The following is a 15,825-nucleotide window of genomic DNA, read 5'->3' as shown; positions in this document are numbered from 1 at the left end:
GCATATAGTTAATTGTATATGATTATACCTATTTTGAGAAGGCAGGGAACAGGATGTCTAAGTTTTTAAAAGGAACGATTATTTTACTGGCTGCCGGACTGGTGACAAGGGTTCTCGGATTCATAAACCGTATTGTGATTGCCCGCTTCATCGGTGAAGAGGGTGTCGGCTTATATATGATGGCATTTCCAACTCTGATCCTCGTCATTACAATTACACAGCTTGGCCTGCCAGTTGCCATTTCCAAAAATGTAGCGGAGGCAGAAGCCAGGGGCGATACGGCAAAAATCAAAAAAATATTGGCTGTATCTCTTGCTGTGACCATTTCTCTATCTGCCATTTTCACGCCGGCCTTGTTTCTGCTCGCGCCTATATTGTCTGAAACTCTTTTCACTGACCCTAGGACACATTTGCCCCTGCTGGCAATCGCCCCCATCGTGCCGATTGTAGCTGTTTCTTCTGTTATAAGGGGATATTTCCAGGGAAGGCAGCAGATGAAGCCCGCAGCATATTCACAGGTCCTTGAGCAGATCGTGCGGATCGGGCTTATCGCCTTGCTGACGAAGGCTTTCCTGCCTTATGGCATCGAGTATGCCGCGGCAGCGGCAATGTTTGCATCTGTAATCGGGGAACTGGTTTCACTGGTTTATCTTGTGGCCGCTTTTAAACTGAAGAAAAGGTTCAGGCTGAGAAAAAATTTCTTCGGCTATGTCCAGTCCGGGAAAAGCACCTTCAGCGATTTGATGAAGATTGCACTGCCGACAACCGGCAGCAGGATGATCGGATCGATTGCCTGGTTTTTCGAGCCTATTGTTGTCTCGCACAGCCTTGCACTGGCTGGTGTCGCCGCCATCGCCGCCACAAAGCAATACGGGGCCCTGACAGGATTTGCCATGCCGCTGCTGCTGCTGCCGTCTTTTGTCACCCACTCCCTTTCAACCTCGCTTGTGCCTGCAATCAGCGAGGCCAACTCAAGAAAGGATATGAAGCTGATTGAACACAGGCTCCAGCAGGCGCTCCGGTTCTCTTTTATTACAGGGGGGATGGCAGTCGTGCTTCTATACGTTCTTGCCAGCCCTTTGATGGAGGTTATGTATGGAAGTTCGAGCGGAGACCAGTTCATCAAATTGATGGCTCCTTTCTTTCTGTTTTACTATTACCAGGGACCGCTTCAAGCCACCTTGCAGGCACTCAACCTCGCAAGGGCCGCCATGATCAACAGCCTGATCGGGTCAATCGTAAAAATTGCCGTCATTTTTCTCCTTGCCAGCCAGCCGGCATTCGGCATCAATGGGGTGGCCCTCGGCATCCTGGTCGGCTTTGTTCTTGTCACAATGCTTCATTTCGCAACCGTATTAAAAACCATTTCATTCACTTTTTATATCATGGATTATGTAAAAACCTTTGCTGTCATGGGCCTTGCAGGCTGGGGCGGCCATACTTCATTCAGCCTGATGCCGGAGGAGATGCTTCTGGCCTTCAAGGTTATGATATCAACGCTGATCATGGGAATGCTTTATCTGATTTTCCTGCTCATCTTCAGGCTGATTACAAAAGAAGATCTGCGGCGGATCCCGGTCATCGGCCAGCCTCTTTCAAAGTTTGCATTCAAATAAAAAAATAAAAATGGCGTCCTGAACGCCATTTTTTTGACCATCTTATTTTTCATCGATGGGATCAATATAAAGGTTTCCGTTAGAGTAGCTGCAAAAAGATATCTGCTGTATTTCATCATAGCCTTTTTTCTTCAGCTGTTCTGCCAGCCACTGGCGCGATTTATGGACAGAAGCAAGATTCGCTTCCTGAAGGTTTCCGTCTATGATCAGAGGATGGTCTATGTCGCTGCCTTTCATATTATCCTTTTGAAACACAGAAAGCTTGCCTGAAGGCTCCAGGATCGCAAATTCGACGTCTGCAATATTCTTAATATCTTTGTCCCGCAGCTGGGTGAGAAGATCGTCGAAATTATATCGCTGCTGCCTCATCGTATTTTCATCGATCTTCCCCTGATTGATGATAATAGAGGGCTTGCCGTCCACAATATCCCTGAATTTTTTGCTTTTGAGTGACAGGATGGCCAGAACGATTTGTATAACCATGAGGAGCATCATCGGAAGTATGTTCTTCACCAGGCTGCCGTCAGGATTTTCAATCGCAACCACTGCCATCTCGGCAATCATGATATATACCACTAAATCCAGCACGCTCAGTTCGCCTATTTCCCTTTTGCCCATCAGCCGAAAGATCAGGAGGATGACCCCATATAAAAAAAGTGTCCTCGCAATGATAATCATATATTCCGCCAAAACTGCCTCCTCCTCTTCATCACATTCCAACATTAGTATGCTTCACGTCCAGGACTGTCATTAAGAAAGCTTTTTCCATTTGGCACTGTTGCTTAGCCTTTCCATTCAGGAGGAAAAAGCCTGCCGTCATTCAAAAAATTCAATTCTAAAAAGCAGCAGCTGTGAATATGCTTGTACTAGGATTTATCGTTTGAAGGGAGAGGAAATCAATGGAAGAATCCAAACATATGGGGAGTGCGGTGCTATACGGGATAGGGAGCATTTTTATCATTGCGATTGCCAGCAGCCTGGTGTTCTCGCTGCTCTTGAAATTCACTTCAATGGATGAGTCATCCATAAAGCTTCCCGCTGAAATCCTGGCTTTCATCTCACTGTTTGCCGGCGGCTTCATTTCCGGGGGAAAAGGAAAGCAGAAAGGATGGCTGCTGGGGGGGCTGACTGGCGCCATATATACACTGGTCATTTTCCTGTTTCAATATCTCGGGCATGACAGCCTGTTTTCAGCGGAACAGACCATTTATCATACGTGTTTCCTGCTGGTCTGTATGATGGGCGGGATCCTGGGGGTCAACATGTCTTCAAAGTCAAGGGCAGCATAGATGCCCAAACTGAAACGCAGCGGTTTTCAAAAGCCATAAAAAAAAGAAGCAGAATAATGTCTGCTTCTTTTTCTATTATGATTTTGCCAATGTTGTTTCGGCTGCTGCCCGTACTTCCCTGATCGCTGCGCGATCATATGTAAGTCTGCTGCCGTCACCGCATTTGATGACGATCTTATCTTCATCGATGGCATCGACAATGCCATGGAGGCCGCCGATCGTCACAATTTTATCTCCCTTTTTCAGATCCGACTGCATCTGCTGCACAGATTTCTGGCGCTTTTGCTGCGGACGGATAAGAAGGAAATAAAATAAGATGAACATCAGTAATAATGGTCCTAATGTACCTAAAATATCCATTCCTTTTTTTCACCCCTTTCATGTATCAGAAATTTTTCGCATCCGGTTTATTGAAACCGTAACGTTCGAAAAATTCTTCTCTAAAATCACCCAGGCGATCTTCGCGGATTGCTTGTCTAACCTGTTCCATTAAGTTTACCAGAAAATATAGGTTATGGTAAGTTGTAAGTCGTATGCCGAATGTTTCGTCAGATTTAATCAGGTGGCGTATATAGGCTCTGCTGTAATTACGGCATGTATAGCAGTCGCAATTTTCATCGATTGGGCCAAAATCACGCGCAAATTTGGCATTTTTAACGACAAGGCGCCCGTTGCTGGTCATCAGTGTCCCGTTGCGGGCAATCCGCGTCGGAAGGACACAGTCAAACATGTCGATGCCCCTGATGCTGCCATCAATCAGGGAATCCGGAGATCCTACCCCCATCAGATAGCGAGGCTTATCAGCAGGAAGAAGCGGCGTCGTAAATTCCAGCGCCCTGTTCATGACATCCTTCGGCTCGCCGACAGAGAGTCCGCCCACTGCATAGCCAGGGAAATCCAGAGACACAAGGTCACGGGCACTCTGCTTCCTTAATTCTTCGTATTCTCCGCCCTGGACAATCCCAAAGAGGCCCTGGTCATTCGGGCGTTCATGGGCATTCAGGCAGCGCTCAGCCCAGCGCGATGTCCGCTCAACTGATTTCTTCATATACTCATATGTAGCCGGATAAGGAGGGCATTCATCAAAAGCCATCATAATGTCAGAGCCAAGTGCGTTCTGGATTTCCATCGCTTTTTCCGGTGAGAGGAACAGTTTATCTCCGTTCAGATGGTTCCGGAAGTGGACTCCTTCTTCTTCAATCTTCCTGAAATGGCTGAGGCTGAATACCTGGAAGCCCCCGCTGTCTGTAAGGATGCTGCCGTTCCAATTCATGAATTTATGGAGGCCGCCTGCTTCCTTGATAATATCATGCCCCGGGCGAAGCCAAAGGTGATAAGTGTTGCTGAGGATGATCCCGGCACCCATGCCTGCCACTTCCTCCGGCGACATTGTCTTAACTGTGGCCAGTGTTCCCACTGGCATAAAGACAGGCGTTTCAAATGATCCGTGCGGGGTGTGCACCCGGCCGAGCCGCGCTCCTGTCTGTTTGCATGTTTTAATCAATTCATACCGTATTGCTGTCAAGTTAGTCGTTCTCCTTCCGTTTCCATGCTAGATGATCAGCATGGCATCTCCAAAGCTGAAAAAACGGTAGCGTTCCTTCACTGCTTCATTATAGGCGTTCAGCACATTTTCCCGTCCTGCCAGTGCACTGATCAGCATGATCAGCGTCGATTTGGGCAGATGGAAATTGGTAACCATCCCGTCAATTGCCTTGAACTCATAGCCAGGGTAGATGAAAATGCTTGTCCATCCGCTTCCAGGCTCGAACCTGCCTTCATTGGCGTCTGCAATCGTTTCAAGTGTGCGTGTTGAAGTGGTGCCTACAGTAATGATCCTGCCTCCATTTTCCCTGACCTCATTCAAAAGCCTTGCAGTCCCTTCCGTGACCTGATAGTACTCGGCATGCATACTATGCTCCTGGATATCCTCGACACTGACCGGCCTGAAGGTCCCAAGCCCTACATGCAGGGTAATAAAGGCGATATGCACACCTTTTTCCCTGATTTCATCCAGCAGTTCTTCAGTAAAATGAAGCCCGGCGGTCGGGGCGGCAGCCGATCCCCTTTCTTTGGCATACACAGTCTGATACCGTTCGCGGTCATCGAGCTGCTCTTTGATATAAGGCGGCAGGGGCATCTCTCCAAGCTGTTCCAGCACTTCATAAAAAATGCCTTCATAGTCGAATTTCAGCAGCCTTCCTCCCTGCTCTTCTGTTCCTGTGCAGACTGCTGACAGAAGGCCGTCCCCGAATTCAATCCTTGTTCCTTCCTTGACTCTTTTTGCCGGTTTAATGAGCGTTTCCCACACATCGCCTTCCTGCTGCTTCAGCAGCAGGACTTCAATTTTGGCGCCGGTCCCTTCCTTGGCGCCGAACAGCCTGGCAGGCAGCACTCTTGTATCATTGAGCACAAGGCAGTCGCCCGGATTCAAATATTCGGGCAGATTTTTAAATGATTCATGCTGCAATGCTCCATCTTCCTTGTCGAGCACCATCAGCCGGCTGCTCGTTCTATCTTCTAGAGGAGTCTGGGCAATCAGCTCCTCAGGCAAATGGAAATCAAACATTTCTACTTTCATGGTGTTTCACCCTATCTGTTTTTTTAAACCGTTTTAATTGTCTCAAAATAGTCAGCTTCATTCCCCGGGCAGCTCAAGGTTAAGGTGATGGTAGACAAGGTGCGTCACTATCCTCCCCCTTGGAGTCCTTTGCAAAAAGCCGATCTGAAGCAGGTACGGTTCATATACATCTTCGATTGTATGGGATTCTTCCCCGATTGTAGCGGCTATCGTCTCAAGCCCGACAGGTCCGCCGCGGAATTTCTCTATGATTCCTCTTAATAATTTATGGTCAATATGATCAAGGCCTAAACGGTCGACCTGCAGAAGCTCGAGAGAATCATGGGCAAGGACTGCATCAATGCTGCCGTCGCCCTTGACCTGTGCAAAGTCCCTTACCCGCCTAAGGAGGCGGTTGGCGATCCGCGGCGTCCCCCGGGATCTCCTTGCAATTTCAGAAGCTGCCTGATCGTCAATGCCTGTTTCAAGGACATCAGCCGTCCTTGAAACAATATTTTTGAGCTGGCTCTCATTATAATACTCAAGGCGGCAGAGGACACCAAATCTGTCTCTGAGCGGCGCTGATACTGAACCCGCCCTTGTCGTAGCACCCACCAGCGTGAATGGCGGGAGGTCGAGCCTCACAGACCGCGCACTCGGGCCTTTGCCGATGACGATATCAAGGCAGAAATCCTCCATCGCCGGATACAGCACCTCTTCTATCGAACGCGGCAGCCGGTGTATCTCATCAATGAAGAGGACATCCCCCGGCTCCAGCGCAGTCAGTATGGCTGCCAGATCCCCAGGCCTTTCAATGGCGGGACCGGCGGTTGTCCTGAGATTGACCCCCATCTCATTGGCTATGATGCTGGCCAGCGTCGTTTTTCCGAGTCCCGGGGGGCCGTAAAGCAGGACATGGTCCAAAGTCTCCCCGCGGATCCGGGCAGCCTGGATGAAGACCTCCAGGTTTTCCTTCACTTTATCCTGTCCGATATATTGCCTAAGTGTCTGCGGCCTCAGGCTCTGCTCAAAGGAGACATCCTGAAGGTCCGCTTCTCCGGAAATGATCCGATCTTCCATAAGCTGTATTCACCCCTTGGCTGCCGGGCGCTGCAAAAGGAGACTTCCGTCCTACTTAAGCAGCAGCTGCAAGCCTTTTTTAATATATTCATCTGTTGTAAGCTTCTCTTTTTCCAATGCCGGTTTGATGCGCTTGACCTCTTTTTCCGAATAGCCAAGAGCCCTGAGTGCCAGGATGGCCTCCTCAAGAAGAGCTGCGCTTCCTGTAGCAGCAGGCCTGGCCGCATCAGGATTGAACAGATTGGGAAAGAAGTCCGGAATCGCATCCTGAAGCTTGCCTTTCAGATCGAGTATCATCTGGCGCGCCGTCTTTTTGCCCACTCCCGGGAATTTGACCAGGAACGCTTCATCTTCATTCTCAATCGCCTGGACGACCTGAGCCGGCTCTCCGGATGCAAGAATCGCAAGGGCTCCTTTTGGCCCGATGCCGGAAACGTTCAGAAGCTTTGTAAACAGCATTTTTTCCTCACGGGTATGGAAGCCGTATAGGGCGAAAATATCTTCCCTTACATAATGATAGGTGAAAATCTGGATTTCCCCTCCCTGCTTATTTGAATAGCTGAATGGGTTGGGTGTGCTGATCTGATAGCCTAATCCATTATTTTCAACCACTATATATTCAGGGCCGATAAATTCGACCGTGCCTTTTATATATTCAAACAAATGTCTCGCTCCCCAAATTTTCTGTACCTCATTCTATCATACTACAAAGATTTGCCGAAGAAAAAAGTTGCAATTTTCAGGGTTATTTCTATATAATGGGAGAGGTTTTAAAAAATGACTGGGGGTCACCGAATTGAAGAAACTATTATCTCTTTTAGCAATTTTCACACTATTATTTGCCGTTGCAGGCTGCTCTTCAAATGAAGATGAGGGTAAAGAGGAAAAAGCTGCTGAAGAAAAGACAGCTGAACTGAATGATGCTGCTAAATCAAAGATCTATAATAGCGTCCGCATTGCAGAGCTGAAGGTAAACGAAGTATTCAACAAAGAAACCGCTGCTGACGAAGAAACGATCGTCATCAACTCAAGCTTTGCAGATGAAAGCTCTGCAGCCGCATTCCTTTCAAAATACTACAGTGAAGATCTGGCAAAAAAAATGTATGCGCACTATGCTACAGACCAGAAATCTGAAGATGGCAAAATGATTGTGAACACTGAGCCATTCTTCAGCCCATCAATCCTTGATACAACTCAGGACGATGTGAAGATCGAGGGCGATGCAGACAAAGCCACTGTGACAACTGCCGAAAATGCAGCTTATACAGTTGAAATGAAAGACGAAAATTATGTAGTAACAGGCTATAAAAAGTAATGAAGCGGGCCCTGGCCAATTGGACCAGGGCTTTTTTATTTCCATTCTGCTTATGCTACTGGCCGCTTCCGTTTTTTGAATAAGACTGGAAGGCCTCCAGCACCTCCACATATCTGTTCTTCGTCATGATTGGGATGCCCTTTTCAAGCTGTTCCCTTTTCTTGCTTTCAAGCTTCCTTATATCAATCTGAAAAAAAGACTGGATGATTCGGCTTTTGTCCGGCCTGCCGTTATAGATGGTCAAGATGCCTTCATCCGTCAATCCAAAATAGCCGTTCGATTTTAATAAAGGTGAAATGTCGTCCACCTGCTGGCGGAAAACCATTTGGCCTTCATCCATTTCAACCAGCTGCCATTCGTCATACTTGGACCAGAAATCTTCCAGGGACCAGACGGTTTCCTGAATTTCTTCTTCGCTCATTTCTCCGTCGAGATACACTCTCTCCAGTATGACTGAGAGCTCGAGCGGGCCGCTTTCAGATGCCCGCACCGGGATTCCTGTTTCCTTACCTGCAATTACAGCAAACCATACAGCTATCAGGAGAAATGAGGCAAGCAGCCGGATTGGATTGGTTCTCATAACAGATCACCCCTGGTTTGGTTTCCAAAACTTTATTTTTATTGTTTCCAGCTTCACATTAAATATGCCAATTTTTTTTAGGGATAATAGGAGCTTCAATTTTAGAAAAACAGCCTCCTCAGCATGGATAACATTAAAAGGAAAGCAACGGTAAATAATATGACAACCAGAATTTTTTCCTGCTTATTCTCTTTTTTCAACTCCTTGTCCTCCCTTTTATCTTTATTTATGTAAAGAAAAAGCAAAGCCGCAGCTCTGCTTTTTCAAGAATCAGCGGCCATCATCATTGAGCCTGTGCCTGAGCGAATGGAACATATCCTTGATGTCCAGGTCAATCTGCTCTCTTGGCCCCCCATCCCGCAGGTCATTGTCTATATTGCGGATGCGGCTGAAGGTGCCTTCATCTGCAACCACTGTACATGATCTTCCCCGCAGATAAGGGGACACAGCCTGCTGTATGTCCTGCTTTGTCTCCTCTTCCCTGCTGTAGTCGGTCAGATCGACAGCAATCAGGACATCGCTTCCGTAAACGACAGAACGGACGTCTTCCACATTGCTGACGGCTGCCGTTTCATCGCCTATCTTTTCCGCAAGCTGCCCTTCGTACGCCGTATAATAAGACCTTCTTGCTTCCCTTGTATTATCATCAAGATGCCCGTGGTAATTGGCATCACTGTGGCTGAAGCGATTATCATGCTGATAAAAATTCTTGTCATACGCTGAAAGCGGACTGGACGGATTTTTATCCCGGTCAATGCCTGCTCCAAGCGACTCTGTGCGGTGACCTGATTCAGAAGCTGTATCTCCGCCGTTTCCTCCCATAGCGCAGCCTGCCAGGCCAAGGCTTAATAATGCTGCAAATGGTACTGCCATAAATTTCTGGTTCAAGCGGCTGACCCCCTTCGCCAATTTTGAGCTGTGCTCCTTAATAGCTTTCCGGCGAAGGTTTGATTTCATCCTGAAAGTTTTGTCCAGCTAATCAGGCAGGTCTTGCGCAAGCTCCATCAGCTCTTTGATAAAAGCCTTCCTTTCGGTAAACTGCCCTGCAGTCATATCGAGCAGCAGCCTTGTTTTATAAGGATCGTTGTACGTCCTTTCTCTGACTAATCTGTTCCATTCCCGGAAAATGTCGGAGGGAAACGCCAGGGCATAAATAAATCCCTTTTTGCTGAGATACGGAGACAAAACATCATACTCCTCCAGCGCATCGGCAGACCAGCCAATAAACGGCAGGATCCGGTTGGCATATTGAAGGTAGTCCATGCATACTGCGCCGATGCTGATCAAATCAAAGTCGATCAGATGGACTTTACCGGTTTCATCCCTTAGAAAATTATGGTAGGCCACATCTCCATGAAGGACTGTTTCATTTTCAGCTTCGAAAAATGCCTTTTCCCGCTCCATGCCTTTCAGGGACCAGTCCGCCCAGCTCATCATCTCTTCAATCATTTCTTTCTGGACGAAAAATTTAACCACTGGCTGATTATTCAAAAAGAGCGCTGCCCTTTCACGCCATTTTTCAATCTGCCTGAAACGCGGCAGGACACGCTCATAGCGTCCGGCCACCTTCGCTGCTGTTTGATGGTACCGGCTCAACAGTTCAAGTCCGGCGATGCGGTCAGCTTCATGATGATAAGAAAAAGAGTCACCCGGGACAATGTATTTCATGACTCCATAGTAGTACTTCCCATCATAAAGCGGCTGGACGGAAGACACTGTTTCAAAGCTGCAGGCAGAATCAAAACCTTCTTTTTTGAGGGAAGAGGTGAAGGCCTCCTGGATTTTAAGCTGCTGATAAGAGGAATACCCTTTCACCACATACATGTCCTGCCCTGTATCAATCAGCATGACATTGTTTCTGACCGGTGAGAGTTCTTTAACGGGAAAAGGGAGGATTTGGCGCAAATAGGAGAGGAGACGATTGCAATAAGAATCGTCTCCCCAGCTTTTAACCATTAAATTCATAGCTTTCATCGTCAAAGCGCGGCATTCCGAATGCCTGGCCGCCCATCGGGCCATATCCCTGCGGCTGGCCCATGTATGGCGATTGGCCGAAGCCCATCTGCTGTCCATACTGAGGCTGGTATGGGGCTCCATAGCCCATTTGCGGCATGCCCATCCCCATATGATGCATTCCTGGCTGCATACCATGGTGCATGCCCGGCATCATCTGCGGCTGGCCTGAGCCGCATCCGCAGTCATCAGACATCCCCTGGACGCCCTGCTGAGGCATGAGCGGCATCTGGGCTTCAGAAGGCATGAGCGGCATTTGGCTTTGCGAAGGCATTAATGGCATCTGGGCCATAGAAGGAGACTCATATCCCTCCATCGCTCCCTGTACCATAGGCTGCTGAGGATATCCGAATGGCATCCCCGGTTCACAGGCACCGTAGCCAGGGCCAGGCATTACCGGTGAAACCGGGTGAAGGCAGGCTGGGTATGGAGGATATGGATACTGCTGCTGCATGGCAGGCATGGTCTGGGTCGGCTGGAGCGGAAGCTGCTGCTGGGACATAGGCGATAATGGAAGCTGCTGCTGATGATCTGACATTCCCATTACACCTGAATGCTGGGCATACATCGGATTTGTGTTTGCCATAGGCATAAAAGATGAAGATTCTTCATAATGGTGCTGCATCTGGCCGGCACCTTCCATTCCAGGCATCATGCCGTATGGCATCTGCTGCTGGTATGGCATGGAAGCCCCCTGAACCTGAGGATAATGGCCAGGCTGCTGATAACCATGCCCCGGGTTCACCGGAGATCCTTGATAATAGTTTGGCTGATAAGGGTACATAGGCTGTTTATAACCTCCTTGCAGCGGCAACTGCGCTGTTTCTGGACTTTCCATCTCAGGGCTTTCTTCACCAGCCGGTTTAATGCCGGGAAGGATATTCATTGGCTTCGGCGGCAGCTGCGGCTGCTGCTTTGGCATGGTGATCGGCATCTGGGCTGCCGGCTCTTCCATCGGCTTCGGCTTGTATTCCTGTTTCGGCATGGCCTTTGGTTTTGGCTGCGGTTTAGGGGCAGGCATGTTCATCATATAGTAATTGTTGATATCAATATCCGGAATGATCGGCTGCGGCATTTTTGGAACAAAAGGTGCTTTCGGCTGTTCCATCTTTGGAGCCGTCACCTGCGGCTTTGGTGCTTCTTTCTTTGGCTGCGGCGCTTCCACAGCCTGCATTGGCTTTTCTTTTGCAAAAGGATGCTCTGTTTTTGGCATTTCCTTCTTCGCGCCCATATTGATTTTTGCTTCAGGAGACATTCCCATCGGGGCTTCTTTCTTTATACTTCCCCCTGCTGTAGGAACTTTTATCTTCATCCCGGGCATAATCATATCAGGGTTGCTGAGCTGCGAATTCATCATCTTCAGCTCTTCAAAGTTCACGCCGTACTTCTTGGCGATCTTCCAAAGAGTATCCCCTTTCTGTACGATATGGATCTTCACTCTGATATCCCTCCTATGCATAAGTCCATACATTGTATGACGGAATGGGCAAATTGCTAATCATTATCAAAAAAACTTATGCGGTTCCAATAAACTTTGCGCCTCGAGCCTTGCAGCGGTGCCATAATCAATTGAGAAACAAAATAAAACAGTCCCTTCGTCTTCAATGATATGAATGGCAGGCTTGCCATATAACAAGGAAGAAGAGGGACTGCTGAAAAGCTCAGATATTTATTTATTTTACTTTTTGGTTTGTTAAACATTGTTTTACACGAATGAGCCCAAAATCAACAAGGTATACTAATACAGCCTATTTTAAAAAAAAGGTCAGGACCGTGCAAGCATCCTCTCAAGGGCAAGCCTTGCATTGGAAGCATGGGGCTCCGAAACTGTGATCCTGTTCACGGCATTTCCTTCCGCCGCCATCTCAAGCGACCAGACCAAATGCGGAAGGTCGATTCTGTTCATGGTCAGGCAGGGGCACATATTCGGGTTGAGGGAGATGATCTTTTTGTCCGGATGGGATTGGATGATCCTGTTCACAAGATTCATTTCGGTCCCGATCGCCCACTGGGTCCCCGGAGCAGACTTTTCGATTGCCTGGATGATGTAATTGGTTGATCCGGCAAAGTCAGATCGTTCGACTACCTCTCTCCGGCATTCAGGATGCACGATGATCTTCATGCCAGGATAGTCTGCCCTGACCTGCTCGATGTTTGCCAACGTAAAGTTTTCGTGGACAGAACAGTGCCCTTTCCAAAGGATAACCTTTACTTCCTCCAGATTGCCTTCGTATTCAAGAATTTCAGAGATGGGATTCCAGACGGCCATTCTGTCAAGCGGGACAGCTAGATTGAAGGCTGTATTCCTCCCAAGATGCTGATCAGGCAGAAAAAGCAGCCTTTCTTTTTGTGTAAACGCCCACTCCACCATTTCTTCTGCATTCGACGAGGTAACGGTGGCCCCTCCATGTGCACCTACAAATGCTTTGATCACGGCTGTTGAATTTACATAAGTCAGGGGCAGCATTGTATCGCCGAACATGGCAGACAGCCGGCTCCACGCTTTCTCAGTCTGGCGGATATCGGCCATATCAGCCATGGAACAGCCAGCCCTCATATCAGGCAGATAGACCTTCTGACTTTCTGTAGTCAGGATATCCGCTGTCTCAGCCATAAAATGGACCCCGCAGAAGACAATATGCTCTGCGTCTTTATTCTCAGCAGACAGCTGGGCAAGCTTCAGCGAATCTCCGGTAGCGTCGGCAAATTGGATGACTTCATCTTTCTGATAATGATGTCCGGGGATGAAGAGCTTCTTTCCAAGCCTGCTTTTTACAGCCCGGACCCTTTCCTCAAGCTCTTCCGCTGACATTGTTTTATATTTTTCCGGCAGCATCTTTGCCCCTTGCTCTGCTATCTCAAAAATATTCATCCTTTTACCTCCTGAAGCATTTTGACTTTTACACTGATATCCAGCGATTTGACAGAATGCGTGAGAAAACCTAGCGAAACATAATCAACATTTGTTTCCCCATAAAGGGCAAGTGTCTCCATCGTAATCCCGCCTGATGCCTCTGTTGTGATAGCTTCCGGGACGAGCGGCAGCCATTCGAGGATTTCTTTGGGAGACCGGTTATCAAACATGATGACATCCGCCTTCGCTTCGACCGCCTCAAGCACCTGTTCTTTAGTCTCTGTTTCAACCTCTATTTTCACCATATGCCCAAGTCTCGACCTGACCGCCTCGACTGCGTTTGTAATGCCCCCTGCGAAGGAAATATGGTTATCCTTGATCATGACAGCATCATACAAACCATACCGGTGGTTAAAGCCTCCGCCTGTACGGACTGCATATTTCTCCAGCATCCTCAGGCCCGGGGTCGTTTTTCTTGTATCCGTGACCCTCGTGCGGCTTCCGGCCATTAACTGTACGGCTTCATTTGTCCTTGTCGCAATCCCGCTCATCCGCTGCAGCAGATTCAGGATGACACGCTCCCCTTTCAAGAGGCTGTGAACCGGACCGCTCACCCTTGCAAGAGTCTGGCCGGCTCTTATCTGCCCGCCGTCCCTGGCGATTAAATCAATATCAATGCTGCTGTCCAGTAAAGGGAAGCCTGTCAAAAGGATATCAGCTCCGCAGAAAATGCCATCTTCCTTTGCCAAAAATACAATCTCCCCCAGTTCTTCTTCCCCGAATATCAATTCACTGCTAACATCCCGGTCCCCGATGTCTTCAAGAAAAAATTGTTCAAGTAGCAGCCGCAGCTTTAATCTGTTCATTTTCCCCATCCTCTTCTTTTTGATCTTTCTGCTGGATTATTTGTACTCTCAGCCATTTCTGGTCATCCTCAAATGGAAAGTCGCTGCGGAAATGCCCTCCGCGGCTTTCGGTCCTTTTTAAGGCCGCTTCTGTGATGAGCCATGAGGCAATCAGCATGAAGATAACCTTCATATCCTCCCGGCGATATCCTTCAAGCGAAGCGCTGACCCACTTTTCCGCTCCAAATCCCTGCAGCCATTCCCTTTGTGCAAGAAGGCCGGAGGCGGTCCGGACAATCCCGGCATTCATCATCATGTGCTCTTTTATTTCCTCGATATCGGGCAGGTATGGCAAAGGGCGGGATTCGTCTGTCTCTATGCTCCTGGATCCCGCCTCATTGCGCTGCACCCGGCATGATAAGATATATCGGGCAAGCTGCCTTCCAAAATAAAGTCCTTCGAGCAAAGAATTGCTCGCCAGCCGGTTCGCCCCATGGACACCTGTACAGGCAGCCTCTCCTATGGCATAAAGGCCGCTGACTGATGTCCTGCCTTCCAGATCGGTCCTGATTCCGCCCATCAGGAAGTGGCTGCCGGGAATGACCGGCAAAAGCCCCCGCTTCAGGGATATCCCGTTTTCCCTGCACATCTCCGTTATTGTCGGGAACCGGGAAGCGAAATTCCCGATAGAGGTAATATCAAGAAAAATGTCAGTTCCGCTATTTATATACTCGAAAATGGTTTGCGACACAATATGGCGCGGAGCCAGATCCTTCATAGGGTGGACGTTCTCCATGATCGCGCGTCCATCAGCTGTGACAAGCCTTGCCCCTTCTCCCCTCACAGCTTCAGAGATCAGGCCTGCGCCTTTTCCGCCGATTGACAATAATGTTGGATGAAATTGAATAAACTCCATATCTGCAACCTCTGCCCCGGCCCTGTATGCCAAGGCGATTCCGTCCCCCGTGACAGCTGCGGCGTTGGAGGTATAACTGTACAGCTGGCCGCAGCCCCCTGTTGCCAGCACAATGTGATTTGCGTAAAAATCAGCCTGTTTCCCATCCTGCCCTATGCCTCTCACCCCATAGCAGCCGGAATCATTTGTCAGAAGATCATAGACAAAAAAGTCTTCAATGATCAAAGTTTTTTCAGTAGTTTGTGCCAGTAAAAACGCTATCAGCTTTTTTCCTGTTGCATCGCCGCCTCCATGGACAATCCTTTTTTCCCGGTGTGCCCCTTCCATTCCCAGGAGAAGCTCCCCGGCTGTACTTCTGTCGAATGAACAACCGGATGCAAGCAGTTCATTGATCAATCCGGGAGCGGCTTCTGTCATACGCCTTGCTGCCTTCTCGTCATTATGCCAGCGGCCTGCTTCCAATGTGTCTTTCAAGTGAAGAGAAGGGCTGTCCTTGCTGCCAAGAGCTGCCGCTATGCCGCCCTGGGCCATATAAGAATTGCTATCTGTCGCTTTAGATTTTGTGAAAATAATCACATTCATATCACGGCTTAGCTCCTTTGCCATTTGCAAAGCCGCCACACCGCTTCCAATGATAATCACATCGGTGCGATTTGCCATTTTTTCTTCCTCCTGTTTTACAGGTGTCTTGACACCTATATTTACATAGATTTAAACTTATGACAAGTGATTTTTAATATTCATAGATTGGAAGCTG

16 protein-coding genes are annotated in these 15,825 nt (G+C 48.4%); 3 read left to right on the top strand and 13 right to left on the bottom strand.

What is annotated here, in order from left to right; all coding sequences use genetic code 11:
* Positions 1–53 precede the first annotated feature (53 nt).
* Positions 54–1,616, top strand: a complete 1,563-nt coding sequence (spoVB, locus tag FZD51_RS04600) for a stage V sporulation protein B (RefSeq protein ID WP_148973675.1) — start codon at positions 54–56, stop codon at positions 1,614–1,616.
* Between the two features lie 42 nt (positions 1,617–1,658).
* On the opposite strand, the gene FZD51_RS04595 is transcribed toward spoVB, so the two are convergent.
* Positions 1,659–2,306 carry a DUF421 domain-containing protein gene (locus FZD51_RS04595; RefSeq protein WP_022544224.1) on the bottom strand — a complete coding sequence of 216 codons (648 nt, stop codon included), beginning with the start codon at positions 2,304–2,306 and terminating at the stop codon, positions 1,659–1,661.
* Between the two features lie 209 nt (positions 2,307–2,515).
* Between FZD51_RS04595 and FZD51_RS04590 the strand changes: the two genes are divergently transcribed.
* Entirely contained in the window at positions 2,516–2,905 is a 390-nt protein-coding gene (locus FZD51_RS04590; RefSeq protein WP_009796192.1) for a TIGR04086 family membrane protein, read from the top strand.
* A 75-nt stretch (positions 2,906–2,980) separates the two neighbouring features.
* Here FZD51_RS04590 and yajC read toward each other — a convergent pair whose 3' ends face one another.
* From yajC to ruvA, 5 genes are read right to left on the bottom strand one after another with little or no spacing between them, the layout of a single operon-like run.
* The gene (gene yajC, locus FZD51_RS04585; protein WP_022544225.1) at positions 2,981–3,265 is read right to left on the bottom strand and encodes a preprotein translocase subunit YajC; all 285 of its coding nucleotides are present in this window, start codon (positions 3,263–3,265) and stop codon (positions 2,981–2,983) included.
* A gap of 25 nt (positions 3,266–3,290) precedes the next feature.
* A complete protein-coding gene (gene tgt / locus FZD51_RS04580) occupies positions 3,291–4,430 on the bottom strand; it encodes a tRNA guanosine(34) transglycosylase Tgt (RefSeq protein ID WP_148973673.1) in 1,140 nt (379 codons plus the stop codon).
* Positions 4,431–4,457: 27 nt separating this feature from the next.
* Positions 4,458–5,486, bottom strand: coding sequence for a tRNA preQ1(34) S-adenosylmethionine ribosyltransferase-isomerase QueA (gene queA / locus FZD51_RS04575; RefSeq protein WP_148973672.1), 1,029 nt, complete (start codon positions 5,484–5,486; stop codon positions 4,458–4,460).
* 57 nt (positions 5,487–5,543) lie between these two features.
* Positions 5,544–6,545 (bottom strand): Holliday junction branch migration DNA helicase RuvB, encoded by a 1,002-nt coding sequence (gene ruvB / locus FZD51_RS04570; RefSeq protein WP_148973671.1) that lies wholly within the window; start codon positions 6,543–6,545, stop codon positions 5,544–5,546.
* Positions 6,546–6,596: 51 nt separating this feature from the next.
* Complete coding sequence (ruvA, locus tag FZD51_RS04565) at positions 6,597–7,208, bottom strand: Holliday junction branch migration protein RuvA (protein WP_148973670.1); 612 nt, start codon at positions 7,206–7,208, stop codon at positions 6,597–6,599.
* Between the two features lie 133 nt (positions 7,209–7,341).
* Here ruvA and FZD51_RS04560 point away from each other — a divergent pair, with 133 nt between their 5' ends.
* Entirely contained in the window at positions 7,342–7,860 is a 519-nt protein-coding gene (locus tag FZD51_RS04560; protein WP_148973669.1) for an endonuclease, read from the top strand.
* 55 nt (positions 7,861–7,915) lie between these two features.
* Here FZD51_RS04560 and FZD51_RS04555 read toward each other — a convergent pair whose 3' ends face one another.
* From FZD51_RS04555 to nadB, 7 genes are all read right to left on the bottom strand, one after another.
* Positions 7,916–8,440 (bottom strand): intercompartmental signaling factor BofC, encoded by a 525-nt coding sequence (locus FZD51_RS04555; RefSeq protein ID WP_148973668.1) that lies wholly within the window; start codon positions 8,438–8,440, stop codon positions 7,916–7,918.
* Between the two features lie 270 nt (positions 8,441–8,710).
* Positions 8,711–9,328 carry a YhcN/YlaJ family sporulation lipoprotein gene (locus tag FZD51_RS04550; RefSeq protein WP_148973667.1) on the bottom strand — a complete coding sequence of 206 codons (618 nt, stop codon included), beginning with the start codon at positions 9,326–9,328 and terminating at the stop codon, positions 8,711–8,713.
* 87 nt (positions 9,329–9,415) lie between these two features.
* On the bottom strand, positions 9,416–10,405 hold the full coding sequence (locus FZD51_RS04545) for an aminoglycoside phosphotransferase family protein (RefSeq protein WP_262380692.1): 990 nt from the start codon (positions 10,403–10,405) through the stop codon (positions 9,416–9,418).
* Entirely contained in the window at positions 10,389–11,891 is a 1,503-nt protein-coding gene (safA, locus tag FZD51_RS04540; RefSeq protein WP_262380691.1) for a SafA/ExsA family spore coat assembly protein, read from the bottom strand. The genes FZD51_RS04545 and safA overlap by 17 nt, the downstream gene beginning before the upstream one ends.
* A gap of 327 nt (positions 11,892–12,218) precedes the next feature.
* Entirely contained in the window at positions 12,219–13,325 is a 1,107-nt protein-coding gene (nadA, locus tag FZD51_RS04535; protein ID WP_148973666.1) for a quinolinate synthase NadA, read from the bottom strand.
* Positions 13,322–14,173, bottom strand: a complete 852-nt coding sequence (nadC, locus tag FZD51_RS04530) for a carboxylating nicotinate-nucleotide diphosphorylase (protein WP_148973665.1) — start codon at positions 14,171–14,173, stop codon at positions 13,322–13,324. Before nadC ends, nadA begins: the two co-directional genes overlap by 4 nt.
* On the bottom strand, positions 14,142–15,728 hold the full coding sequence (gene nadB / locus FZD51_RS04525) for an L-aspartate oxidase (RefSeq protein WP_148973664.1): 1,587 nt from the start codon (positions 15,726–15,728) through the stop codon (positions 14,142–14,144). Before nadB ends, nadC begins: the two co-directional genes overlap by 32 nt.
* Positions 15,729–15,825: the final 97 nt, after the last annotated feature.

The organism is Bacillus infantis (genome assembly GCF_008180445.1).
Classification (GTDB): Bacteria; Bacillota; Bacilli; order Bacillales; family Cytobacillaceae; genus Bacillus_AB; species Bacillus_AB infantis_B.
This window is presented reverse-complemented; position numbering and strand designations above follow the sequence as displayed.